At 53.6% G+C, this 23,360-nt stretch carries 24 protein-coding genes; 8 read left to right on the forward strand and 16 right to left on the reverse strand.

Translation table 11 applies throughout. The features are described 5' to 3' along the window. Positions 1 to 170 precede the first annotated feature (170 nt). The gene (locus BFV63_RS13545) at positions 171 to 1,430 is read left to right on the forward strand and encodes a dicarboxylate/amino acid:cation symporter (RefSeq protein ID WP_003859700.1); all 1,260 of its coding nucleotides are present in this window, start codon (positions 171 to 173) and stop codon (positions 1,428 to 1,430) included. 45 nt (positions 1,431 to 1,475) lie between these two features. Here BFV63_RS13545 and cheW read toward each other — a convergent pair whose 3' ends face one another. The 6 genes from cheW to flhD form a co-directional block, all read right to left on the reverse strand. Further along, positions 1,476 to 1,979, reverse strand: coding sequence for a chemotaxis protein CheW (gene cheW, locus BFV63_RS13550; RefSeq protein WP_003859699.1), 504 nt, complete (start codon positions 1,977 to 1,979; stop codon positions 1,476 to 1,478). 19 nt (positions 1,980 to 1,998) lie between these two features. Beyond that, positions 1,999 to 4,008 carry a chemotaxis protein CheA gene (gene cheA / locus BFV63_RS13555; protein ID WP_048240546.1) on the reverse strand — a complete coding sequence of 670 codons (2,010 nt, stop codon included), beginning with the start codon at positions 4,006 to 4,008 and terminating at the stop codon, positions 1,999 to 2,001. 4 nt (positions 4,009 to 4,012) lie between these two features. Then, a complete protein-coding gene (motB, locus tag BFV63_RS13560; protein WP_045337563.1) occupies positions 4,013 to 4,942 on the reverse strand; it encodes a flagellar motor protein MotB in 930 nt (309 codons plus the stop codon). After that, positions 4,939 to 5,826 (reverse strand): flagellar motor stator protein MotA, encoded by an 888-nt coding sequence (gene motA / locus BFV63_RS13565; protein ID WP_003859696.1) that lies wholly within the window; start codon positions 5,824 to 5,826, stop codon positions 4,939 to 4,941. The genes motB and motA overlap by 4 nt, the downstream gene beginning before the upstream one ends. A gap of 123 nt (positions 5,827 to 5,949) precedes the next feature. Then, positions 5,950 to 6,528, reverse strand: coding sequence for a flagellar transcriptional regulator FlhC (gene flhC / locus BFV63_RS13570; RefSeq protein WP_003859695.1), 579 nt, complete (start codon positions 6,526 to 6,528; stop codon positions 5,950 to 5,952). Between the two features lie 2 nt (positions 6,529 to 6,530). Beyond that, positions 6,531 to 6,881: a flagellar transcriptional regulator FlhD gene (flhD, locus tag BFV63_RS13575; protein ID WP_003859693.1), complete on the reverse strand. Its 351-nt coding sequence runs from the start codon at positions 6,879 to 6,881 to the stop codon at positions 6,531 to 6,533. 796 nt (positions 6,882 to 7,677) lie between these two features. Here flhD and uspC point away from each other — a divergent pair. Continuing rightward, a complete protein-coding gene (uspC, locus tag BFV63_RS13580) occupies positions 7,678 to 8,106 on the forward strand; it encodes a universal stress protein UspC (protein ID WP_045329912.1) in 429 nt (142 codons plus the stop codon). Positions 8,107 to 8,121: 15 nt separating this feature from the next. Here uspC and otsA read toward each other — a convergent pair whose 3' ends face one another. The 6 genes from otsA to BFV63_RS13610 all read right to left on the reverse strand — a co-directional run bounded on the left by otsA (position 8,122) and on the right by BFV63_RS13610 (position 14,922). After that, the gene (otsA, locus tag BFV63_RS13585; RefSeq protein ID WP_003859691.1) at positions 8,122 to 9,546 is read right to left on the reverse strand and encodes an alpha,alpha-trehalose-phosphate synthase; all 1,425 of its coding nucleotides are present in this window, start codon (positions 9,544 to 9,546) and stop codon (positions 8,122 to 8,124) included. Then, positions 9,521 to 10,324, reverse strand: a complete 804-nt coding sequence (gene otsB, locus BFV63_RS13590) for a trehalose-phosphatase (protein WP_003859690.1) — start codon at positions 10,322 to 10,324, stop codon at positions 9,521 to 9,523. Before otsB ends, otsA begins: the two co-directional genes overlap by 26 nt. 153 nt (positions 10,325 to 10,477) lie before the next feature. Beyond that, positions 10,478 to 11,458, reverse strand: a complete 981-nt coding sequence (gene araH / locus BFV63_RS13595; protein ID WP_003859689.1) for an arabinose ABC transporter permease AraH — start codon at positions 11,456 to 11,458, stop codon at positions 10,478 to 10,480. 14 nt (positions 11,459 to 11,472) lie between these two features. After that, positions 11,473 to 12,987, reverse strand: coding sequence for an L-arabinose ABC transporter ATP-binding protein AraG (gene araG, locus BFV63_RS13600; RefSeq protein ID WP_003859688.1), 1,515 nt, complete (start codon positions 12,985 to 12,987; stop codon positions 11,473 to 11,475). 71 nt (positions 12,988 to 13,058) lie between these two features. Next, positions 13,059 to 14,048, reverse strand: coding sequence for an arabinose ABC transporter substrate-binding protein AraF (araF, locus tag BFV63_RS13605; protein WP_017384422.1), 990 nt, complete (start codon positions 14,046 to 14,048; stop codon positions 13,059 to 13,061). Positions 14,049 to 14,364: 316 nt separating this feature from the next. Beyond that, positions 14,365 to 14,922, reverse strand: a complete 558-nt coding sequence (locus BFV63_RS13610) for a DJ-1/PfpI family protein (RefSeq protein WP_003859686.1) — start codon at positions 14,920 to 14,922, stop codon at positions 14,365 to 14,367. Between the two features lie 502 nt (positions 14,923 to 15,424). On the opposite strand from BFV63_RS13610, the gene BFV63_RS13615 reads away from it, so the two are divergent. Both BFV63_RS13615 and BFV63_RS13620 read left to right on the forward strand, forming a co-directional pair. Continuing rightward, entirely contained in the window at positions 15,425 to 15,928 is a 504-nt protein-coding gene (locus BFV63_RS13615) for a non-heme ferritin-like protein (RefSeq protein WP_032609548.1), read from the forward strand. Positions 15,929 to 16,069: 141 nt separating this feature from the next. After that, positions 16,070 to 17,413 carry an anaerobic C4-dicarboxylate transporter gene (locus BFV63_RS13620; protein ID WP_045896088.1) on the forward strand — a complete coding sequence of 448 codons (1,344 nt, stop codon included), beginning with the start codon at positions 16,070 to 16,072 and terminating at the stop codon, positions 17,411 to 17,413. An 80-nt stretch (positions 17,414 to 17,493) separates the two neighbouring features. Here BFV63_RS13620 and BFV63_RS13625 read toward each other — a convergent pair whose 3' ends face one another. Both BFV63_RS13625 and azuC read right to left on the reverse strand, forming a co-directional pair. Beyond that, positions 17,494 to 17,745, reverse strand: coding sequence for a DUF2766 family protein (locus BFV63_RS13625; protein WP_003859683.1), 252 nt, complete (start codon positions 17,743 to 17,745; stop codon positions 17,494 to 17,496). 106 nt (positions 17,746 to 17,851) lie between these two features. After that, positions 17,852 to 17,935 (reverse strand): stress response protein AzuC, encoded by an 84-nt coding sequence (azuC, locus tag BFV63_RS23085; RefSeq protein ID WP_003859682.1) that lies wholly within the window; start codon positions 17,933 to 17,935, stop codon positions 17,852 to 17,854. A gap of 214 nt (positions 17,936 to 18,149) precedes the next feature. Here azuC and BFV63_RS13630 point away from each other — a divergent pair, with 214 nt between their 5' ends. Further along, positions 18,150 to 19,568 (forward strand): MFS transporter, encoded by a 1,419-nt coding sequence (locus BFV63_RS13630; protein ID WP_003859681.1) that lies wholly within the window; start codon positions 18,150 to 18,152, stop codon positions 19,566 to 19,568. Positions 19,569 to 19,611: 43 nt separating this feature from the next. Here the strand turns inward: BFV63_RS13630 and BFV63_RS13635 are convergent, their stop codons facing one another. After that, complete coding sequence (locus BFV63_RS13635; protein ID WP_003859680.1) at positions 19,612 to 20,250, reverse strand: RpiB/LacA/LacB family sugar-phosphate isomerase; 639 nt, start codon at positions 20,248 to 20,250, stop codon at positions 19,612 to 19,614. 245 nt (positions 20,251 to 20,495) lie between these two features. Here BFV63_RS13635 and yecR point away from each other — a divergent pair, with 245 nt between their 5' ends. Then, positions 20,496 to 20,834, forward strand: a complete 339-nt coding sequence (yecR, locus tag BFV63_RS13640) for a YecR family lipoprotein (protein ID WP_003859678.1) — start codon at positions 20,496 to 20,498, stop codon at positions 20,832 to 20,834. 200 nt (positions 20,835 to 21,034) lie between these two features. Then, positions 21,035 to 21,532, forward strand: a complete 498-nt coding sequence (gene ftnA / locus BFV63_RS13645) for a non-heme ferritin (RefSeq protein WP_003859676.1) — start codon at positions 21,035 to 21,037, stop codon at positions 21,530 to 21,532. 36 nt (positions 21,533 to 21,568) lie between these two features. Here the strand turns inward: ftnA and BFV63_RS13650 are convergent, their stop codons facing one another. Continuing rightward, entirely contained in the window at positions 21,569 to 21,805 is a 237-nt protein-coding gene (locus BFV63_RS13650; protein WP_003859673.1) for a YecH family metal-binding protein, read from the reverse strand. A gap of 192 nt (positions 21,806 to 21,997) precedes the next feature. Between BFV63_RS13650 and tyrP the strand changes: the two genes are divergently transcribed. Continuing rightward, on the forward strand, positions 21,998 to 23,209 hold the full coding sequence (tyrP, locus tag BFV63_RS13655; RefSeq protein WP_032634191.1) for a tyrosine transporter TyrP: 1,212 nt from the start codon (positions 21,998 to 22,000) through the stop codon (positions 23,207 to 23,209). The last annotated feature ends 151 nt before the right edge of the window (positions 23,210 to 23,360 follow it).

Genomic DNA, 23,360 nt, shown 5'->3' on the forward strand with positions numbered 1-23,360 from the left:
CATCACAATATATCGTTATGATAAAAACAACGAATTTCATAAAAATTAAAAACAAGTTGTAACTCACGCAGCTTTACTTCAATTTATGCCTCGAATATTTTCCTGCGCTTAAATAAAAATTTTGTATGCATCGACGCAGGAAACTCTTTTAGCGCATAGAGGATCTTTTTGTGGCAAGTGCAAACAAACTCACGCTCTTCATCGTGATTTTCATGCTGGCGGGTATTCTTTCAGGTGCGGCGATCCATGAGTATGCTTCGTCCGACGCGATACAGGCCTGGTCGGAGAACATTACGCTACTGACCGATATTTTCCTGCGGCTGATTAAGATGGTGATTGCCCCGCTGGTGTTCAGCACCCTGACGGTGGGCATTATGAAGCTGGGTGAAACGTCGACGATTGGGCGCGTCGGGGGTAAAGCGATGGTGTGGTTTATCAGTTCATCTGTGCTTTCCATTCTGGTGGGGCTGTTTATTGTTACCCTTGAACAACCCGGCAGCGGTCTGAACCTGAGCATTCCCACAGAGACGGTTGATACCGGCCTGGCCGTTAGTGGGATGTCGCTGAAAGCCTTCCTGTCACATACCATTCCAACCAGCATTGCCGGCGCGATGGCGAACAATGAGATCCTGCAAATTGTGGTCTTCTCGATGTTCTTCGGCATTGGCGGCGCGTCACTGGGCCAAAAATTCAACGCCCCGCTGGTCGCGGCGCTGGATGTGGTCTCCCACATTATGCTGAAGGTGACGGGCTACGTGATGTACGTTGCGCCGCTGGCCATTTTTGCCGCAATTTCGTCCGTCATTGCCACCCAGGGGCTGGGCATTTTGCTGAACTATGCCTCGTTTATTGGCGGTTACTATGTGGCGATCCTTCTGACCTGTCTGGTATTGCTGGCGGTAGGTTACATGGTGCTGAAAAAAGAGATTTTTCGTCTGGTGGCGATGCTGAAAGATCCGGTGCTGGTCGCGTTTACCACCAGCAGCTCTGAAGCGGCATACCCGAAAACGCTGGAGCAGTTAGCGCGCTTCGGCTGTTCACGGAATATCGCCTCTTTCGTCCTGCCGATCGGCTACTCGTTTAACCTGGTCGGCTCCATGGTTTACTGCTCGTTCGCCTCAATGTTTATCGCCCAGGCGTACAACATTCACCTGAGTTTCACCGAGGTGACGGTGCTGATGTTAACGCTGATGCTGGCCTCGAAAGGCATTGCGGGTGTACCGCGCTCGTCGCTGGTGGTGCTGGCGGCAACCATTCCGAGCTTTAACATTCCGGTGGCCGGGATCCTGCTGCTGATGGGGATTGATCATTTCCTGGATATGGGACGGTCCGCCATTAACGTGCTGGGGAACGGGATTGCGACGGCGATGCTGTCGCAGAATGAAGGGGCGCGGGAAGCGGAGGCAGAGCTGGTGGAGCAGGAGGCGTAAGGATACAAAAGAGCCGGGTGGCGCTGACGCTTACCCGGCTTCATTTTATGCTACATGATTCGCCGCAATATCCAGCAGCGCCATCTCTTCACTGTTCAGCAGCTTCTCAATATTCACCAGAATTAGCATACGCTCGCCGAGCGCACCCAACCCCGTCAGGTATTCCGTCGACAGCGTGACCGCAAACTCCGGCGCAGGACGGATTTGATCTGCGGTCAGCGACAGTACATCAGACACGCCATCCACCACGATCCCCACCACGCGCTGCCCCAGATTCAGGACGATCACCACCGTGTTATCGTTGTACTCCACATCGCCCTGGCTGAATTTCACGCGCAGGTCCACGATAGGCACAATCACACCGCGCAGGTTGGTCACACCCTTGATAAACGCTGGCGTGTTCGCAATGCGCGTTACCTGGTCGTAACCACGAATTTCCTGCACTTTCAGGATGTCGATACCGTACTCTTCATCACCTAAAGTGAAAACCAGGAATTCCTGCCCCGATGGCTCGCCCGCCAGTTTCGTTACGTTACTCATACCGGTCATGTTATTACCTTTTACTTAATCAGGCGGCTGTGTTCGCCACACGTTGTTCACGATTTAATCCCTGAAGTGCCGATACATCGACGATCAGCGCGACGCTACCATCACCCAGGATGGTGGCAGCAGAGATCCCCGGCACTTTGCGGTAGTTGCTTTCCAGGTTCTTAACCACCACCTGATGCTGACCAATCAGCTGATCAACCAGCAGCGCGTAGCGGCGTCCGGCGCTTTGCAGGATCACAACGATACCCTGCGTGGCCTCGGTTTTTGCCCCGTCCACTTCGAACACTTTCCACAGTTCCACCAGCGGCAGATACTCGCCGCGTACTTCGAGCACGCGCTCCCCGCCCGCCAGCGGATGCAGATCTTCTTCACGCGGCTGGAGGGACTCCATCACCGCGTTCAGCGGCAGAATAAAGACTTCGTCCGCCACTTTAACGGACATGCCGTCAAGAATGGCCAGCGTCAGCGGCAGCAGGATACGAATCGTGGTGCCTGCACCCTGCTTAGACTGGATCTCAACGTGACCGCCCATCTCCTGAATGTTACGTTTCACCACGTCCATGCCCACGCCACGGCCGGAAACGTCGGTGACCTGCTCTGCGGTTGAGAAGCCCGGGGCAAAAATCAGCATGCCCACTTCTTCGTCCGTCATGTTTTCGTTGACAGCCATTCCCTGCGAGATCGCCTTCGCCAGAATGCGCTCGCGGTTCAGGCCCGCGCCGTCATCGGTCACTTCGATGCAGATGTTGCCGCCCTGATGTTCCGCTGACAGGATCAGGTTGCCCACGGGCGATTTTCCGGCTGCCACGCGATTTTCCGGCAGCTCGATGCCGTGGTCGAGGCTGTTACGCACCAGGTGCGTTAACGGGTCGATAATGCGTTCGATCAGGCTCTTGTCCAGCTCGGTGGAGCTGCCCATCAGCGTGAGTTCGATCTGTTTGTTGAGCTTGCCGGCCAGGTCGCGCACCAGGCGCGGGAAGCGGCTGAAGACATATTCCATCGGCATCATGCGGATGGACATCACCGATTCCTGCAAATCGCGGGCGTTACGTTGTAACTGGCCCATGCTGGTGATGAGATCGCCGTGAGTCACCGGGTCCAGCTCGTTGGAACGCTGGGCCAGCATCGACTGGGTGATCACCAGTTCACCCACCAGGTTGATTAGCTGATCCACTTTCTCCACCGCCACGCGAATGCTCGTGGACTCGCTGGAACGCGCCGCCGGTTTTTCACCGCGGGCCGGGGCAGCCGTCTCTTTTGGCACGGCTTTCAGTGCCGGGGCAGCGGCAACTACCGCAGGGGTATTCTCTGCCGGAGCTGGCGCTTCAACGGCCCCCGCCTCGGTTTCAAACGCAATCTGATCCGCTTCAATGACGAAGCAGAGCACTGCCACGATGTCATCCTGACCGATCCCGCCGTCAAGCGTCGCGGCCAGGCTGTCTTTGCCCTTCACCACGTGGCTGAGCGTCGCCAGGTTCCCCAGCTCCTCTTCCAGCAGGTTGACCTCGTTCTCCTTCAGACGTGACAGCACCACGCGCAGTTTTCCTGCGGGCGCGTCAGGCGCCGTAGCGGGTTCGGCCACGGCGTCAACAACGCTCAGTTTTGCCGCAGGGACAGCGGGCGCAGACGCCTCACCTTTGGCTTCCAGCGCTAACTGACGCAGCGCGTTGCAGATGTATTCAAAGCTGGCGGCATCAGGCTCTGCCGAACTTTTATAGGCGTCGAGCTGTTCCTGCATAATATCTTTCGTTTCCAAAAACAGGTTGATAATGTCGGTATTGAGCTGCATCTCACCGCGTCGTGCTTCATCCAGCAGGTTTTCCATTAAATGGGTGGTTTCCTGCAAAATGGTAAATCCAAACGTTCCGGCTCCGCCTTTAATGGAATGCGCCGCACGGAAGATGGCATTGAGCTGTTCTGAGTCCGGCGCCTCGGGCACCAGATCCAGCAAATGTTGCTCCATATCGGCCAACAATTCGTCGGCTTCATCAAAAAATGTCTGGTAAAAATCGGTAATATCCATGCTCACGCTATCACCTCGGATTGGCTGGTGGCGATGTTGGAACGGCAGCCGAAGGGACGGCCCCAGGCTGTTTTAAATCGTCCAGTGACTCATTCTGACTTTCGGCGTTTTCATGCAGGATGGCCTGCTCCGCCTGCTGGTTCAGCACTAAAAGACTGATACGACGGTTGATGGCGTCATCCGGTCCGCGGTCGGTAAGGCGCATGGTTGCAGCCATGCCGACCACGCGCAGGACCTTGCCATCATCAAGCCCACCCGCCACCAGCTCGCGACGCGAGGCGTTGGCGCGATCGGCAGAAAGCTCCCAGTTGCTGTATCCTTTCTCTCCCGTGGCGTACGGGAAATCATCCGTGTGTCCGGACAGGCTAATGCGGTTAGGAATACCGTTCAGTACCGGTGCAATCGCACGCAGAATATCGCGCATGTAGGGCTCGACATCGGCGCTGCCGGTTTTAAACATCGGCCGGTTCTGGCTGTCGATGATCTGAATACGCAGCCCTTCCTGTACCAGGTCAATTTTCAGATGCGGACGCAGCGCGCGCAGCTTGGGGTCCGCTTCAATCAGCTGATCCAGGTCACCGCGCAGTTTTTTCAGGCGCGCCTGCTCCATCCGTTTTTTCAGCTCGTCGATGTTAGGCTGTTTTTTCACTTCGCCCTGCTGCTGGGTGTAATCGTCACCGCCGCCGGGGATCGGGCTGTCGCTGTTCGAAATGCGCGGCCCGCCGGTGACCGCCGTCGCCAGCGGCGTCCTGAAATATTCCGCAATCTGGATAAGCTCTTTCGGGCTGGAGATGGAGATCAGCCACATCACCAGGAAGAACGCCATCATGGCGGTCATAAAGTCGGCGTACGCGATCTTCCAGGAGCCGTGAGAACCGTGCCCGTGCGCCTTATGCTTGCGCTTTTTTACGATGACGATCGGATGGGACTGGTTTTTCATGCGTCCTCAGTTGTCGTCTGTTGGTTGGGGTTTTTCACCGCGCGCACGTGCTCTTCCAGTTCGATAAACGACGGACGTTCGCTGGAGTAGAGCGTCTTACGACCAAATTCGACGGCGATCGGCGGGGCATAACCGTTGAGGTTTGAGAGCAGCGTAATTTTCACGCACTGCATCATTTTGGTGGTTTCGGCGCTCTTCTGGCGCAGCACGCTCGCCAGCGGGGAGATAAAGCCGTAGGCCAGTAAAATACCGAGGAACGTCCCCACCATCGCGTGGGCAATCAGCGCGCCCAGTTCAGCCGCCGGGCGATCCGCCGAGGCCAGGGCATGTACCACGCCCATTACCGCCGCCACGATGCCAAACGCCGGAAGCGAGTCGCCCACCAGCGCCAGGCTGTTGGCCGGCACTTCGGATTCGCTCTCATGGGTTTCAATCTCTTCGTCCATCAGGGCTTCAATTTCGAAGGTGTTCATGTTGCCGCTGATGATCAGGCGCAGGTAATCGACGATAAAATCGAGCATCATCGCGTCGGCCAGAATACGCGGGTAGCTGGCGAAAATTTCGCTCTCTTTCGGGTTTTCGATGTCCCGCTCCAGCGAGAACATCCCCTGCTGACGTGACTTCGCCATCAGGCGATAGAGCAGCGCCAGCAGATCCATATACATGCTTTTGGTGTATTTCGAGCGACGAAACAGCAGCGGAATCGCCTTCAGCGTGCCCTTGATCGATTTACCGTTGTTACCAACGATAAAAGCCCCTACCCCTGCACCGCCGATGATGACAAGTTCAGCCGGTTGATAGAGTGCTCCAAGGTGCCCGCCGGTCATCATGTAACCGCCGAAAACTGTACCGAGAACTACCAGGTAACCTAATAAGATAAGCACGACATCATCCTTCCGCTAGTGACTATGGCAGGACGTTCATTTCGAGCGCGAGACCTGAACGCAGGGTAAAAAAAAGCAGCGGTAATCGCTTACCGCTGCTGGAATCTTGCCCACAGGTTCGGGTTAAACAGCGTGTTCGATCTGTTCATCCAGCAGTTGTGGAATAATATCGGCAGCATCCCGGGAAAGTTTACGTCTTTTTACGGCTCGGGATGGAGGCTGGCACAAACTACAGGCGAAGCTGCCCGCAGGCTGATGCGCGTGGGTAATAAAATTGCCGTCACAGCAGTTGCAGCGCGACAATTCAAGCATGCCGCTTTCAACAAAACGCACCAGCGTCCAGGCGCGGGTCAGCGCCAGCAGAGGTCCCTCTTCCTGCTGCGGGCATTGCTCAAGGTAAAGTTTGTAGGCTTTGATCACGGCATCAACGCCGCTGCATAACCCCGTTTTAAGCAGGTACTGCCAGGCGTTACAGAACATGGAAGCATGAATGTTCTGCTCCCAGGTCATGAACCAGTCAGTGGAAAACGGCAGCATGCCTTTTGGCGGCGGGCTACCACGCAGTTCTTTGTACAGCTTGATCAGACGACCACGGCTCAACTGCGTCTCGCTTTCCAGCATTTGTAAACGCGCGCCCAGCGTGATGAGTTCCATTGCCAGCTGGATATCACGGGCTTCCTGAACAATGCTTTTTTCGCTCATTGTTAAGCCCTTTTCTTCCGGGCTACGTCATCAGGCTGGCTGATTTCGTTGAGCAGACGGGTGGAGAGAAGAATACCGGTGTGGATTTGTTGCAGATCGTCCACGCGAGATTCCTGAGTCAGACGCGTAATGGTCTGCGGGTTATCAAAACGGAACTGGCAGACAAGTTGATTGGTTTCAGCCAGCTTGACCATTTGCGGGAGGGTTAATCCACCCAGCATGGTTGCCATCTCTTCGTTAACACCCAGACGAAACATCGCTGACGGTTTGTCCTGACTAATCAAACGCTGCGCGAGCAATAAATACGACAAATTGATGTCATAAATATGTTTTAGCAACTCGGATGTATGCATTTTTCCCATCCCGAATAACCAACTATTATTTTTATGCGGAAAGACCGCACCCCGTGATGTCGCCGGGAAATCACCCGGTATAAAAAGAAAAGGCCAAATGCATAGTTGAATTTAGGTTTGTACGTCGTAAAGCGCGTGACCGGTTAACATGGCCAAAATGTCGGTTACACATTTTATCTTTTCTTACAAATAACTAAGATTTTTCCTAATTCGACGCAAACTCTACTCGTCAGTTTTGACACATACAATGCAGCCCCCCCTGGAATTTAAAAAAAATGTGATCTTCGTCACATAATTTACGCGAATGTAACCCATAAATCCATCAGCGTGACTTGTAATTTGACTATTTATTGAGCAACCGAAGCTTGGTTATATTCTTATGGAACGAATACTCATGCAGAGGGATGAGTGGATCGGGTATGAAAATTGCTATGTCGGAGAAGCGCTGCCCTTCCGCGTCTGAACGGGCGCGAACGTCAGGGAACAGCCAGAGTTAATTAAGTAAAAACAGCAGGTTAAGCTTTCAATTCGAGACAGGAGCTTCCAGGGGTCAGCATCACGCTTGCGTTGACGATCGGTTAACGCGATTTAACAGCACGGAAGGCTAAATGTGTGATTTACGTTAAGTTGTTAATTACTTTCATTTAGCGCCGCCATTTCGTTATTCTTCTTATAAGAATAATTAATGAATAATTATGATAAGGTTCACACTATTGTCGCATGTACCTCTTGCAGAAGCGGCAGATTCGCGGTAAAGCTTGAGAAACGTGTCATTCTGACATAAAAGGAGTGTGTGATGAGTTACTCCCATCTTCTTGTTTCTGTTGCGGTTTCCCCAGAAAGTCATCAACTCGTCGCCCGTGCCGTTTCCATTGCCCGCCCGAACAACGCCCGCATAAGTCTGATCACCCTGGCAGCTGAACCCGAAATGTATAACCAACTGGCAGCGCCTATGCTGGAAGATATTCGTGAGGTTCTTCAGGAAGAAACGCAGCAATTTCTGCGCGAGCTGGTTGAGCGGGCAAACTATCCTGTCCATCAGACGGTGATAGCCACCGGGGAATTAAGTGAACATATTCTCGACATTTGTCGGAAACAGAATATTGACCTGGTCATTTGCGGAAATCATAACCAGAGCTTTTTTTCCCGGGCGGCATGCTCGGCAAAATCCATCGTTTCGTCAAGCCAGGTGGATGTCCTGCTGGTGCCTCTCGAGGGCAATTGATGCCCCCGAAGGAAATCAGGCGAGTTTAGGGAAGGTCGCGATCTTTTTTTGCAGATCACCTTCCTGACTTTGCGGCTGGATCGCGCGTAAATCGTCAATAAAACGCGCCTGCCAGCGGTTGATATCATTCTTGACGATGGTCTCCATCATTTCCGAATGACGTGAAATGCGTTCCGCAAGCGGCATGGTTAACGCGCGATTCAGGGCATTTGCCACGTCATCGCGATCGTAAGGGTTCACAATCAGCGCTGAGGTCAACTCGTTTGCCGCACCGGCAAATTGGGACAGCACCAGCACGCCCGGGTCAGCAGGATCTTGTGCTGCTACATACTCTTTTGCCACCAGATTCATCCCGTCGCGCAGCGGCGTGACCAGCCCGACGTCCGCATAGCGGAACACTTTCATCAGGATTTTGCGCTCAAAATGCTGATTCAGATAGAAAAGTGGAGTCCAGCCGAGCTGGCCATAGCGCCCGTTGATGCGCCCTGCTTCGGTCTCAAGCTGGTGACGAATATCCTGGTAGGCCTGAACCTCACCGCGCGAGGTCGGCGCTATCTGGGTGTAGCGGATCTTGCCATGATGCTGCGGGAATTTATCCAGCAGGGTTTCATAGGCGAGGAATCGCTCCGGCAACCCTTTGGAATAATCCAGTCGCTCAACCGAAAAGATATTCTTAACGTGCTTGAGTTCGTCCTTGAGCTGGGCAAGCTTCGGCGGCAGCGGACCGGAGGCCTGCTCGGCAATTTCGTCTGGCTCAATACCGATCGGGTAGACTTCGGTATGGAAATTTCGTCCCCACGCGGTATGAGATTTACCGCCGTGAGTGACCAGCCGGGTTTTGCCCGACACGCTGTCGAGGAAGGCCAGCCTGTCATTTTCCGTCTGGAAACCGAGCAGGTCGTAATCTGACAGCGCCTCCAGGATCTCCTCGTGCTGCGGCAGCGCCGTAAAGATCTCCGGGGTCGGGAACGGAATATGCAGGAAGAAACCGATTCGGTTATTCACACCCCGTTTCCGCAACTCCCTGGCGAAGGGCAGCAGATGATAATCGTGGATCCATAAGATATCGTCTTCTTCGATCAGCGGCAGTAGTTTATCTGCCAGCAGCGCGTTGACGCGCATGTAGCCTTCATAGGATTCACGCTGGAATTTCACCAGATCCAGACGATAGTGAAACGCTGGCCACAGCACGGCGTTTGAGAACTCGGAATAATATTCATCATAATCCTTCTCGCTAAGGGCGAAGGAGGCCCACGTGATATTGCCCCGTGACACCTTTTTTAGCGGTTTCTCTTCGTTACTGATTTCCCCGCTCCAGCCAAACCAGAGACCACCCGCGGCTTTGAGGGCACCTAATACCCCGACCGCCAGGCCACCGGCACTGGCTTTTTTATCATCCGGCGGTGCGATGCGATTAGAGACGACGACTAAGCGACCCATAATGATTTCTCCCGTTGTTTTGCGCTATTTGTTGTTGTTGCTGGTTAGCGACGTCAGATATCCACTGCCAGACGCTGGCGACATTATCCAGCCGCCATCCGGCAATGGTTTCACCAGATCCAACCTTGACAGACATGCCCTGGGCCTGGTTTACCACCCTGAACCCGGCCTCGTCGGTCAGGTCATCCCCAAAAAAGACTGGCGTACGCCCTTTGAACGGCGCTTCCGCCATAAACGCTGCAATGGCAGCGCCTTTGTTAATTCCTGCCGGTTTAATCTCGACCACACATTTACCCGGCTGTAACGCCAGCTCCGGATGGGCTTCGGCCACGCTTCTTGCTATCGAAAATATCGCCGCCTCATGATGGGGCGCCTGACGGTAGTGCAGCGCAAAAGCCATGCCTTTGGCTTCCAGTTCCGTACCGGGAAGCATTTCCAGAGCCGAAGAGAGTTGCGCATGCAGCGCCTGAATCAGCGTGTCGGGGAGTGAAACTATATGCAGTTGATCATGGATATCGCGGCGCTCCGCTCCGTGCACACCGGCCAGCGGAAAGTGATAAGGACTGGCGAGCACGTCCAGCTCGGCCATTGAGCGCCCTGAAATCAATGCCAGTGCCCCCTCGTTCTGTCGGGAGAGCTGCTGCAAATTCTCTAACACCGTGTCCGGTACAACAACGTCATCCGGATGCGGTTCAATCCCGGCGAGCGTCCCGTCGAGGTCAAAAAAGAAAGCAAATTTTCCGGGCAGTACAGGCGGTGCGGTTAACAAGTCAGCCACCCTAATCCTCCTTACAGTGAACAAAACAGCCATGTAAGTATAGACAGTGTGACGGTGCTCGCCATTTAGCAACCGGCCCGTCAACAAAACTGGCGGGCCGGTCAGGGGATCAACTATGGTTAATAGTTGAGCAGGTTAGTGGCTAAAAATAAATCAGACGGTACGCTTCGCTTTTTGCTTGTAACGGTCGAAGATCACCGCTGCCAGCAGGATCAGGCCGCGTACGACGTACTGAGAGAACGGAGAAATATTGAGCAGGTTCATGGCGTTCTCCACGGTCCCCAGAATCAGGATCCCCGCCACCACATATGAGATTTTTCCGATGCCGCCCTTGAGGGAAACGCCCCCCAAAACGCAGGCTGAGATAACGATCAGCTCATAACCAATGGAGGTCATAGGCTGGCCGCTGGTCATGCGCGACGCCAGAATAATCCCCGCCGCCGCCGATACCAGCCCGGAAAGCACGAAGATAATGATCTTGGTCCGTACGACCGGGACACCCGCCAGACGCGCCGCCTCTTCATTGCCGCCAATCGCCAGGGTATTTCGGCCAAAGGTGGTGCGGTTGAGCAGGAAACCGAACAGGATCAAACAGCCTACCGTCAGCCAGATTGGCGCAGGCAGCCCCAGCCAGTTGGCATAGCCCAGCGTGAAGAAACGCTCGTCTTCGATCCCGACCGCTTTGCCGTCGGAGATGATATAGGCCAGACCGCGCACGATTTGCATGGTCGCCAGCGTCGTAATCAGGGCGTTAATCTTCAGGCGCGCAATGACAAACCCGTTCACCAGGCCGCTCAACACGCCGAGCAGCAGCCCGGCCAGCACGCCGATCCACAGGCTTTCGGTCATGTTGATCACCACGGCAGTGGTGACGCCTGCACAGGCAATCACCGAGGCGACCGACAGGTCAAAATCACCGGAGGCCAGGCAGAACAGCATTCCGCAGGCCACCATGCCGGACATGGAGATAGCCAGCCCCAGCCCCTTCATATTGATGAACGTGGCGAAGTTCGGCACAAAAATCGCGCAGGCGACGAAGAGGGCAGCAAAGACCACCAGCATGCCGTACTGGTCCCAGATGCGGCCAAAACTGAAAGCCGACTTCGGCGCTCCGGATGTAGTAACAGAGGACATCATTGACTCCTTACTCAGGCGACAGCCTGGCTAACTTTAGGCATGGCGAGACTCAACGCCTGTTGTTCATTCGCCTGTTCATGCAGCAATTCACCGGCAATTTCGCCTTCACGCATCACTACAATGCGGTCGGCGACGCCCAGCACCTCGGGCAGATCGCTGGAGGCGAACAGGACCGCCACACCACGTTTTGCCAGTTCATAGATGACGTTATAGATTTCGTGTTTCGCCCCCACGTCAATACCGCGCGTTGGTTCATCCAGCAAAATGACCTTCATATCTTCCGATAGCCAGCGCCCCAGAATGGCTTTTTGCTGGTTACCGCCGGACAGGTTCATGATCAGCTGTTCAGCGCCGGGGGTTTTAATGTTCAGCGAACGGATATGGTGATCCGCATTGCTCGCCTCCCAGCCGTCGTTAATCAGACATCCCGCGCGGATGAACTTGCGCCGGGCAGAGATGTTGATGTTGTCGCGCACCGAGTGCACCGGAATAATGCCCTCTGCCTTTCGATCCTCCGGGCAGAGCATAATCCCCGCGTTAATCGCCTGCGCAGGCTTCTGAATATCGACCTTTTTCCCGTCGACGAAAACCTGGCCCTGGGTTATGCGCGTCCCGCCAAACAGCCCTTTCATCAGCTCGCTGCGCCCTGCCCCCACAAGGCCAAACAGCCCGACGATTTCGCCGCTGCGCACCGAGAGTGAAATGGGCGTGCGCACGCCTGGGGCTTTGACGTTATCCAGACGCAGACGCTCCGGGCCATACTCGCGCGGTTTCCAGTGGTAAATGTCACCCAGATCGCGTCCGACCATCGCCTGCACCAGCTGATCGTGATTAACCTGCTGCATATCGGTGAAGGTGCGCACGTAGCGTCCATCTTTAAACACGGTGATGGCATCGCTTAAGGCAAAAATCTCTTCCATACGGTGAGAAACGTACAGAATGATGCGGCCCTCTTTGCGCAGCTCGCGGATCACGCGAAAGAGATTTTCTATTTCACGCGCCGAGAGCGAGCTGGTTGGCTCATCGAAGGCGATAATTTTGGCGTTACGCGCCAGCGCTTTGGCAATTTCCACCATCTGCCACTGGCCGATGGAGAGATACTTAAGGGGCGTTTGCGGATCGACATCCAGCCCAAGGTGCTTGAGCTGCAAGCCCGCTTCATAATTGAGCAGCGAGCGGTTGACCACGCCGCTTTTATGCGGAAGCTGGCCCAGATAGATGTTCTCCGCCACGGTCATTTCAGGAATGAGATGCAGCTCCTGATAGATGATGGCGACGCCCGCATTTAACGCTGCCGTGGTGTCGGCAAAGGCCACCTCTTCGCCGCGAATAGCCAGCGTGCCGGTGGTGGGCGTGTAGTTGCCGCTGAGAATTTTTAGCAGCGTGGATTTTCCCGCGCCATTCTCCCCCATCAGGGCGTGAACCTGGCCGGCATAGCAGTCGAAGCTGATATCGGTCAGCGCGTTTACACCGGGGAACGTTTTTCCGATGCCGCGGAAAGAGAGATACGGATCAGACTGTTGCATAACGACTCCGTGATTCCTGTAGTGTGTACGTCTGGCCCCTCACGGTGAGTGAGGGGCGCAATCACAGCGTATTACTTACCGCCCAGTCCTTTTTTCGCCAGCTCCTCTTTGAAGTTATCGCGGGTGATCAGCACCACATCGGTCACTTCAGTGAATTTCGGCGGTTCAACCCCTTTGGTCACCCAGTTGTAGAGCATTTCGCTGGATTTATAGCCGTGGACATCCGGGCTTGGCAGCAGTGAGCCATAGAAGCCGGTCGCCTGCGCTTTAGACAGTTCGCTCACGGCGTCAACGCCGTTAATGCCGATCCCGATCACGTCCGGTGCTTTAAAGCCCTGGCCTTCCGTTGCACGCACGCCGCCCAGTACGGTGTTGTCGTTCATTCCCACCACCAGCCAGTGCTTCACTTCCGGATGCTGGACGAGCATGGAGTTCGCCGCATCAAAGGCGCCCGGAATATCGTTGGATTTGGTCGGGACTTTGTAGATCTGTTTTTCCGGGAAGCCAGCCGCTTTCAGGGCGTCCATGGACCCGGTGGTACGACGACGGGCGGTGTCCAGCTCGTCAGCGGTAATGGCCATCACGGCGGTCTCTTTGACATCCCAGCCGCGTTTTTGCATCTCTTTATAGAGCTCCTGGCCCTGACGCTCACCGATTTTAGTGGCCGCCATCATTACCAGCGGAACGGTATCCATCGGTTTACCTTTGGCGTTCACGAACTGATCGTCCACCGCAATCACTTTCATGTCGTAACCGCGCGCTTTCGCGGCAATCGCTGACCCCAGTTTTGGATCCGGCGTACAGATAACGAAACCTTTCGCACCGCTGGCCGCCAGGCTATCAATGGCGTTCAGCGTTTTCTCACCGTCAGGTACGGCGATTTTAATTACCTCAAATCCCAAATCTTTTCCGGCTTTATCAGCAAATTTCCATTCGGTCTGGAACCACGGTTCTTCAGGCTGTTTAACCAGAAAACCGAGCTTTAAATTTTCAGCGATAGCGGATTGTGACATAACGGCAGCCAGGCCGATGGCCGCCAGCGCTTTAGTAAATTTGTGCATGGTAAACTCCAGCTTAAGCATTCTTATCTGTAGGGAATAATGGCGAACAACTTATTTAATCGGACTTAAAACAAGGCATTAGCGCTTACCTTGTTATAAGCGTTATTGCTGGAGATAGTTTTAGCGGGAAATTAATCATCCATAAGAGAGCGACATCACACCGCAGAATTACAGTAATTGCGTACATAAATTCAGCGAAAAATGACATAAAAAAGGACGTAATTGTCCTACAAATGGAAAGGAGTTAAGCAGGATTATCCATAAGGTCAGCTAAGAAATCCCTGTAAGCCGGACGCCTTAGCGTCCGGCAGAAAATTTACCAGCGGTAATAGATGTGTTCAGCATGATCGCGCACGGGGGCGTCGTCACCCAACAAATGAGCAGAGAGCGTCAGCGCAAAGTCAAAAGCGTGCCCCAGCCCCTTGCCGCTGATGAGGTTATTATCCTCCACGACCGGCGCATCTACATATACTCCATCATCAACGCTCTGCCACAGATCGCCGGAACAGACGTAGCGGCGCCCCTTCAGTAGCCCGTTACCGCCCAGCACCCGCGCGGCCGCAGAGCAGATCGGGCAGATAAGTTTGCCGTGCTCGTCATGCGCGGAAACAAAGCGGATCACCTCCTGGTTAGCAGCAAGATTGACGCTCCCCTGCGGCCCACCGGGCAATACGACCGCGTCATACAGCTTATTAATGCGCTCCGTTAACGTACTGTCAGCCACCATGGGGATATTATGGTAACTCACTACCGCACGGGACTCCGCGCAGGCCAGCGTCTCCACCTCAATCTGTAAACGCCGCAGAATATCAATAGTGATAATCGCTTCTGCTTCTTCAAAACCAGGTGCCAGCAGCACCGCAACGTTAGCCATCATAAACCTCAAATAATGAAACAATGTAAAACATCGTTTCATTTTCTCGCGTTATCAGATCACAATCTTGCGCCGCGATCACAGAACCGTATATTGAGTGAAAATTGATTTAGCTCAAATTTGATACGACAGGATATATTTGCAAATATTATTTCTGATTTATCACTTTTACAGAATTTCCCGCCAAAGAACGTTTCCTGAAACGATAAAAATGAGCAAAATTGATTTTACACCCTTTTAAATCAACACGTTATATAATTACCAATCTCGTAACCTTCTTTCTATTCTGGGCTATATTTAAATTTGTAATCTATGGTAAACACAGCCCAACTAAGAGTTTTCTTAAGTCGAAGAGAAGCGTATGCTTATTTAAATCGAACACAGGAAGTGAATTTTCGAGTTTTTACCTTGCAGAAATCTATTTCTGCCATTCAATCGTCAATACCTGCCGGGTCAGGTTAAGTAGCGGACATCAAGTCCCACAGTCAATAAGGATATGAGAATGACTACCCAAACGATGATGCAAAAACTGAATGCCCAGATGAACCTGGAGTTTTATGCTTCAAATCTGCATCTGCATTTGAGCGCGTGGTGTTCCAGAAAAAGCCTCAACGGCACTGCCACCTTCTTTCGTACTCAGGCGCAAAGTAACGTCACGCACATGATGCGTGTCTTTAACTTTTTGAAAGCTGTCGGGGCAAACCCTACCGTCAAAGAGCTTGAAACGATTGAAGATAATTACACTTCTCTGGAAGAACTGTTCCAGAAAACGCTCGAAGAGTATGAGCAACGCTGTGCGAAGCTGAGCAAACTGGCTGATGAAGCCAAAGCGCAACGGGACATCATTACCCTCACGTTTTTACGCGATATGGACAGAGAGCAGCAGCAGGATGGCATGCTGCTAAAGACGCTCGCAGATGAAATCCGCAACGCGAAACGTGCGGGGATTTGTCTGGAGCAGACGGACCGCCATCTTCTCGACATAGCTACCGTGCAACACCACTAAGTCCCTTCACCCGCTCCCGTCAGGGGGTGGGTACCAACTCCCTGCTTTTGCTGACATTTAACAAATCAGATCTTGCTCCCAATGAATAACCACACATCGTGTAATGATTTGTTTAATTACATTCATTGACGAGGGAGCATCATGATCACCATTGAGTTTATTGTCATTATCCTCTGCCTGCTGATAGGCACCCGCTTCGGCGGGATGGGCCTGGGGCTGATAAGCGGTATCGGCCTGTTTATTTTAAGTTTTGTCTTTGGTCTGCAACCCGGTAAACCGCCCGTTGACGTGATGCTCACAATCCTCGCCGTCATCGGCTGTGCGGCCACGCTACAGACCGCCGGTGGCCTGAATGTAATGATGCAATTCGCAGAGCGCCTGCTGCGTAAACATCCCCAACACATCACCCTTCTCGCACCGTTTACCACCTGGATGTTGACCTTCCTCTGCGGGACCGGTCACGTCGTCTACACCATGTTTCCCATTATCGCGGATATCGCCCTGAAAAAAGGCATTCGCCCGGAACGGCCGATGGCGGTGGCCTCGGTGGCCTCTCAGATGGCGATCACCGCCTCCCCCGTTTCCGTGGCCGTCGTATCGCTGGTCTCGATTCTGGGTGCGCAGCACGGCATCGGTCACGCGTGGGGGATCCTCGAAATCCTCGCCGTTTCCGTACCGGCCTCACTGTCTGGCGTCGCCATTGCGGCACTGTGGAGCCTGCGCCGGGGGAAAAACCTCGCAGACGATACTGAATTTCAGGAAAAGCTGAAAGATCCGAAACAGCGGGAGTTTATCTATGGAGGAACGGAGACGTTGATGGATCAGCGTTTCCCGAAACAGGCCTACTGGTCCACGTGGATCTTCTTCGCCGGGATTGCCGTTGTGGTCCTGCTGGGTGCGCTGCCCGAGCTGCGTCCGGCGTTTGAGATCAAAGGGAAAATGACAGCACTGTCGATGAACCTTGTCATTCAAATGATGATGCTGATCGCCGGGGCCATCATGCTGATGACCTGCAAGGTAAATGCGTCGGCCATTTCAAACGGGGCGGTATTTAAGGCGGGGATGGTCGCGATTTTCTCGGTGTTTGGCGTGGCGTGGATGAGCGATACCTTTTTTCAGGCGCATCTCGACGAGCTGAAAATGGCGCTGGAGGGGGTGGTGAAGAGTCATCCCTGGACGTATGCCATCGTGCTGTTCCTGGTATCAAAACTGGTCAACAGCCAGGCTGCGGCCTTGACCGCGGTCGCCCCGATGGGGTTGATGCTGGGCATCGAGCCGAAAATGCTGGTGGCCTTCTTCCCGGCATCCTACGGCTACTTTGTGCTGCCGACCTATCCGAGCGATCTGGCCTGTATCGGGTTCGATCGCTCCGGCACCACCCGCATCGGTAAATTCATCATCAACCACAGCTTTATTCTGCCGGGGCTGATTGGCGTCAGCTGTGCCTGCGTGGTGAGCTATCTGCTGGTACAGACGTTCTTCTGATCCTTCTGCGGGCGACAGGCTCTGTCGCCCTTCGACGTAAAAGCAGAAAAGGGTTTCTAATTTTAAAACATCGGTTTATTTTAGTGTGACTCACCCTGCGGTGTGAAGCGGAGTTCAATCAGCGCGATCGCTTTCTGGATCGCGCGGAGCGTAACCGGGTCCGCCGCAGCAGGATGGTTGGTGAAATCGATGTTTTTCAGTTGGGTCGACATCTTTTCGCGTACCTCAACCGGCGCGATAACGTCAATCACATCAAGGATTTGTTTGATAACCAGCTGGCAGGCGACGACGTCAGATACCAGTTCCTGATCGGCGCTCAGGTTTTGTGACATGGGGTTCTCCTTATTCAAAGGCCGCCATAGTAGCAAAACAGACGCCCTTCCATCTCCCTCTCGTCGTCCGCAGACATAAAAAAACCTGCCGAAGCAGGTTTTTTTATCAGAACATCGCACCCGGTGGGACGTCTTTAAACGTTGTGCAGTAGTTTGCCCACATGCTTTTCAGGATTTTGCGCAGTTTCATTATGTTGCTCCAGTAACGTGTTATGCAGGTGTTATTGTCAATACGCTTATAATATGACCACCATCACAAAAATCAACCATTTTGTGACCTGCATCACGGTTATTAAACCCTCAGTGCTGCTGGTTTGTTAAAAAAAGCCATGATAAATCTGCACGTTACAGTCTTATAAATTCCAGTAAATGTTTATAAAATTTTTTGAGCGGGCAGGAAGAGAATGAGTGAAAACGTATCCGGCAAAGAGAGCCGTGGATTATCGCCTGCGGCGCTGCTGGTGGCCGGTGCTTTCTTTATGGAGTTTCTGGACGGGACGGTGATTGCCACCGCGCTGCCGGACATGGCAAAAAGCTTCGGTGTACAGGCCGTGGATCTGAATATCGGCATCAGCGCCTACCTGATCACCCTGGCCGTGCTGATCCCCGCCAGCGGCTGGATCGCCGACCGCTTCGGCGCGCGAAAAGTGTTTGCCCTCGCGCTGGCAATCTTCACGCTGGCCTCGGTATTTTGCGGCCTGTCCACCACGCTCGATCAGTTCGTCGCGATGCGCGTCCTTCAGGGCATGGGTGGCGCGCTGATGGTGCCCGTGGGTCGCCTGGCCGTGCTACGCACCACGCCAAAACATCAGCTCATCACGGCAATCGCCACCCTGACGTGGCCTGCGCTGGTCGCGCCGATCATCGGCCCGCCGCTGGGTGGGTTCATTACCAGCTATGCCGACTGGCGCTGGATCTTCTTTATTAACGTGCCGCTGGGGATAATCGCCATTTTGCTGGCACTGCGCATCATTCCAGACCTGCATGAAGATACGCGCCGACCGTTTGATTTACCGGGTTTTGTTGTCACCACCCTTGCCATGGTGAGCCTGGTTTATGCGATGGAGTTGATGGGCGCAGAGCCTCTGCGAACAGGATTAACCGCCACGCTGTTTATCGTCGGTATCGTCGCGTTAAGTCTGGCACTGCGTCACTTTAAGCGGACAACCTGGCCGATGATCAGACTCGATGCGATGCAGGTGCCGACGTTTCGCGTCACCCTGTATGGCGGATCGCTGTTTCGCGCCTCCATCAGCGCGGTTCCGTTCCTGTTACCGCTGATGTTCCAGGTCGGCTTTGGCATGGACGCGTTCCATTCGGGCCTGCTGGTGCTGGCGGTTTTCGTTGGCAATCTCACCATTAAACCGGCGACGACGCCGCTTATCCGCAGCCTGGGGTTTAAGCGGCTGTTGCTGATTAACGGTGCGTTGAATGTCCTGGCGTTGCTGGCCTGCGCGTTTCTGACGCCGCAGACGCCCGCGTGGCTCGTCATGCTGATCCTCTATCTGGGCGGCGTTTTCCGTTCGATTCAGTTTACAGCCATCAGTACGCTGGCTTTTGCGGATGTGCCATCGGTGCAGATGAGCTATGCCAATACTCTGTTTTCAACCGCAACGCAGCTTGCCGTGGGGCTTGGGATCACGCTCGGGGCGATTGGTATTCGTATCGGGGAAAAAGTCAGTGAGGCGATGGGGATTGCCGGCATGCCGGGAATGAGCTTCCGGCTGGCATTTGTGGCGATCGCACTAATCTGCCTGGTGGGAATGGTTGACACGCTGCGTCTGACCAAAGATGCAGGCAGCGCGGTCTCATCGAAAAAGTAACGCTATCTGCCGGGCAGGCAACGCACCGCCCGGCAAAACGGAATCAGCCAACAATACCGCGCACGAAGGCTTCGATCTCTTTGTCCTGGCAGTTCTCGAAGAAGCACTGCTGGAAGCGCTGGCCTGAGACGGCGGTTTTAACCAGCTCAGGATCGATTGCTCGCAGGGTATCCAGATAGTTTTCTTTCACCACCGCCGCTTTCACCTGGTTCAGGATCCCGGCGTTACGCACCTGCGGCTCTTTACGCTCTGGTGGATAACCTTCGCCATTGCGTCCGGTAAACGCTTTCTCAAAGATAAAGCGTACGTTCAGTTCTGCCCCCCAGCCGAAGCCCTTTGCAAAAGGCAGAGAAAGCGCGTTACCGTTGTTGATTTGCGCAAACAGGAAGGCATCCGCAGGATCGATGCAGTAACCGCAAATCACACCCGGATGGATGTTCAGGGACATCAACGCGCCCTGCCCGGTACCGCAGCCGGTGACAACAAAATCGACAGCTTTAGCGTTAAGCAGAATGCTCGCCATGATGCCCAGGTGAATATAGGTGAGATGATGATCGTTCTCATCACTCATACCGACGTTATAGACCGGGAAACCTTTCTCATCAGCAACGGCTTTCAGCTCATTAAGGATGATGGGATTTTTAGCGGCCTGGCTGTTTTCCATCATCAGTGCAATTTTCATCTTGTCTCTCCTGAATGCATGGCGGGCGATCCCGCTGTGGATACTTTTTCCACTTAACCTTACTATCAAACAAACACACTTTCAAATTAAGTGAAAACTTGTTTTAAAAAACAAAGATGCGCTCACAATTTCGCGCGGTGGCCCGGCTCGTTGCACAGTGAGAGGGCAGATCCTCCGGCTATTCCGGCCATTGCGTCACATCGCGTTGGTTACAATGGCGTATTTCCCGTCACGCAGAGTGAACCATGAAACGTATAATCATAGCCGGAACGATCCTGTTGCTCGCTGGGTGCAGTATCAACCGTCAGGCAGAAATCAGCAGTACGGATGCCCCAAACGGAATTGTGCGCCTCGACTATGGCCAGGCCATGCTGCAAAACGCCTGGTCTGATGAGTATGTTAATAACGGTACGGCAACCAAAGCCTGTCAACATATGGGCTACGCCACCGCGTCAGCCTACGGGCAGCCAATTAAAACCTGCACCCTGATCAGCGGTTCACTCTGTCTGAACGAAAGTGTGACCATTCAGTATAAATGTCAGGGATATGCTGTTACCTCTTCCAGCCAGAATCCGTGGTATTAACCGCTACTGCCAGTCACGCTGGCAGTTTATTTAATAAGAACTAAAACAATTCTCATTAATAAATATAAATAGCGGCAATGCGTTTTATTCCCATTCGTATTTTTAATAAAGAAATATTTATTTTACTTTTTGCAAATAATTAAATAACAAATTATAGTGTCGCTCATCGTGAACCAGAATTAATAAACCGGAGCTGCACCATGTTAAAAACTGAAATGATCGACAAGCTCAATGCGCAAATGAATCTTGAGCTTTTTTCTTCCCTGCTTTATCAGCAGATGAGCGCCTGGTGCAGCTATCACAGCTTTGAAGGAGCGGCCGCCTTCCTGCGTCGTCATGCCCAGGAAGAGATGACGCACATGCAGCGTCTGTTTGATTACCTGACGGACACCGGCAGCCTGCCGCGTATTGATAACGTGGCATCCCCTTTTGCCGAATACGGCTCTCTTGATGAACTGTTCCGCGCCACCTATGAGCACGAACAGCTGATCACCCAGAAAATTAATGAACTGGCTCATGCCGCCATGACCAGCCAGGATTATCCAACCTTTAATTTTCTTCAGTGGTATGTGGCTGAACAGCACGAAGAAGAGAAGCTGTTTAAATCCGTGCTGGATAAATTATCTCTGGCAGGTAAATCCGGGGAAGGTCTGTACTTCATTGATAAAGAGCTGTCGACGCTCGACACGCAGAATTAACAGAAAAGCGGTGCTGAGTTTTCAGCACCGTTTTATTTAATGACGGCAAATTTTACTTTCGTGAGTGGAAAATCCGTCTGCTGCCGGAATGAATTTTCCGCGCGCCGCCAGAAACGCCACCAGCTCCGCGGCCGTCATCTCTGAAGCTGAACAGGTATGGAAACGCGCCGCTTCGCCAAAGCGGGCATGTATCGCCTCAACCAGACTCTCCTCAGTATACCGCTCACCTGACTCAATCATCATATTCAGCACGTCGTGTCCGTGAATTGACATGGTTACCTCTCGTAAATAAAAAAGCAGACTAAACGCTCCCTCCACGGCACGCTTTGCGCTGGCTCAGGTTACCCTTTTCTTTTTGTAAATTAATTTTTACACCCTATGTAACGGTGATTTGACGAGACCGGGCTTTTCCCTTACTCTGCGCCGCAGAATGAGTCGCGGTATGGAAGCGTTGTAGAGGAAAGCGTGAAGAACAGAACTCTGGGAAGTATTTTTATCGTCGCCGGAACGACAATTGGCGCAGGAATGTTGGCCATGCCGTTGGCTGCCGCTGGCGTCGGGTTTGGGGTTACCGTAGTGCTGCTGGGCGGTCTGTGGGCCCTGATGTGTTACACCGCGCTATTATTGCTGGAGGTTTATCAGCATGTCCCTGCCGATACTGGCTTAGGCTCCCTGGCTGCACGCTATCTTGGACGCTACGGGCAGTGGATCACCGGTTTCAGCATGATGTTCCTGATGTACGCCCTGACTGCCGCTTACATCAGCGGCGCCGGAGAGTTGATTGCGTCAAGTATCAATGACGGCTTCGGTGCGTTGCTTTCACCGGAAACAGGCGCCATTGTCTTTACGCTGATTGGTGGCGGCGTGGTTTGTGCGGGCACATCGCTGGTCGATCTGTTTAACCGTTTTTTGTTCAGCGCCAAAATTCTTTTCCTTGTTGTGATGCTGGTGCTGCTGGCACCGCATGTTCACAAGATTAACCTGCTCTCCCTCCCGCTGGAGAAAGGTCTGGCGCTTTCGGCCATCCCGGTTATTTTCACCTCCTTCGGTTTTCACGGCAGCGTACCGAGCATCGTGAGCTATATGAACGGTGATATTCGCAAGCTACGCCGCGTCTTTGTTATCGGCAGCGCCATTCCGTTGATTGCTTACCTGTTCTGGCAGCTGGTGACGCTGGGCAGTATTGATTCCAATACCTTTATCGGCCTGATGGCAGAGCATTCTGGTCTGAATGGATTCCTGGTTGCCCTGCGTAACGTGGTGGCCTCTTCACACGTGGAGCTGGCGGTACATCTGTTTGCAGACCTGGCGCTGGCAACCTCCTTCCTCGGCGTGGCGCTTGGTCTGTTTGACTATATGGCGGATCTGTTCCAGCGTCGCAATACCGTTGCGGGACGCTTACAGACGGGGGCGATGACCTTCCTGCCGCCGCTGGCCTTCTCGCTCTTTTACCCGCGCGGGTTTGTGATGGCGCTGGGGTATGCCGGCGTGGCGTTATCGGTACTGGCCCTGCTGCTGCCTTCCCTGCTGGCGTGGAAGAGCCGCCAGCAACATCCGCAGCAGGGGTATCGCGTAGCGGGCGGTACGCCAATGCTGTGCGTGGTGTTTGGGTGCGGTGTGGCGATTATTCTGGTGCAGATTTTGATTGCAGCGGGGATGCTGCCGGAAGTGGGATAACTTATTTATACAGGTCCTGAGGTACTGTTCCGTTCACCTTAAGATCAACAGAATATAATTTTTTCACAGCATGTGAACGGGATAAGGGGGCCGCCGCGGCCCCCTTATCAATCCCCGCGGCCCCGCGGAAAATCGGTGCTTCGCACTGCGC

Source organism: Enterobacter hormaechei subsp. xiangfangensis, assembly GCF_001729785.1.
GTDB classification, from domain to species: domain Bacteria; phylum Pseudomonadota; class Gammaproteobacteria; order Enterobacterales; family Enterobacteriaceae; genus Enterobacter; species Enterobacter hormaechei_C.

Excerpts from the sequence above, each read along its gene's own strand:
- uspC (WP_045329912.1), top strand. The coding sequence starts at position 7,678 with ATGAGTTACTCCCATCTTCTTGTTTCTGTTGCGGTTTCCCCAGAAAGT.
- flhD (WP_003859693.1), bottom strand. The coding sequence starts at position 6,881 with ATGCATACATCCGAGTTGCTAAAACATATTTATGACATCAATTTGTCG.
- BFV63_RS13625 (WP_003859683.1), bottom strand. The coding sequence starts at position 17,745 with ATGTCACAAAACCTGAGCGCCGATCAGGAACTGGTATCTGACGTCGTC.
- azuC (WP_003859682.1), bottom strand. The coding sequence starts at position 17,935 with ATGAAACTGCGCAAAATCCTGAAAAGCATGTGGGCAAACTACTGCACA.
- yecR (WP_003859678.1), top strand. The coding sequence starts at position 20,496 with ATGAAACGTATAATCATAGCCGGAACGATCCTGTTGCTCGCTGGGTGC.
- motB (WP_045337563.1), bottom strand. The coding sequence starts at position 4,942 with ATGAAAAACCAGTCCCATCCGATCGTCATCGTAAAAAAGCGCAAGCAT.
- BFV63_RS13650 (WP_003859673.1), bottom strand. The coding sequence starts at position 21,805 with ATGTCAATTCACGGACACGACGTGCTGAATATGATGATTGAGTCAGGT.
- flhC (WP_003859695.1), bottom strand. The coding sequence starts at position 6,528 with ATGAGCGAAAAAAGCATTGTTCAGGAAGCCCGTGATATCCAGCTGGCA.
- otsA (WP_003859691.1), bottom strand. The coding sequence starts at position 9,546 with ATGGGTCGCTTAGTCGTCGTCTCTAATCGCATCGCACCGCCGGATGAT.
- ftnA (WP_003859676.1), top strand. The coding sequence starts at position 21,035 with ATGTTAAAAACTGAAATGATCGACAAGCTCAATGCGCAAATGAATCTT.
- araF (WP_017384422.1), bottom strand. The coding sequence starts at position 14,048 with ATGCACAAATTTACTAAAGCGCTGGCGGCCATCGGCCTGGCTGCCGTT.
- BFV63_RS13615 (WP_032609548.1), top strand. The coding sequence starts at position 15,425 with ATGACTACCCAAACGATGATGCAAAAACTGAATGCCCAGATGAACCTG.
- BFV63_RS13635 (WP_003859680.1), bottom strand. The coding sequence starts at position 20,250 with ATGAAAATTGCACTGATGATGGAAAACAGCCAGGCCGCTAAAAATCCC.
- cheW (WP_003859699.1), bottom strand. The coding sequence starts at position 1,979 with ATGACCGGTATGAGTAACGTAACGAAACTGGCGGGCGAGCCATCGGGG.
- BFV63_RS13620 (WP_045896088.1), top strand. The coding sequence starts at position 16,070 with ATGATCACCATTGAGTTTATTGTCATTATCCTCTGCCTGCTGATAGGC.
- BFV63_RS13610 (WP_003859686.1), bottom strand. The coding sequence starts at position 14,922 with ATGGCTAACGTTGCGGTGCTGCTGGCACCTGGTTTTGAAGAAGCAGAA.
- BFV63_RS13630 (WP_003859681.1), top strand. The coding sequence starts at position 18,150 with ATGAGTGAAAACGTATCCGGCAAAGAGAGCCGTGGATTATCGCCTGCG.
- araG (WP_003859688.1), bottom strand. The coding sequence starts at position 12,987 with ATGCAACAGTCTGATCCGTATCTCTCTTTCCGCGGCATCGGAAAAACG.
- araH (WP_003859689.1), bottom strand. The coding sequence starts at position 11,458 with ATGTCCTCTGTTACTACATCCGGAGCGCCGAAGTCGGCTTTCAGTTTT.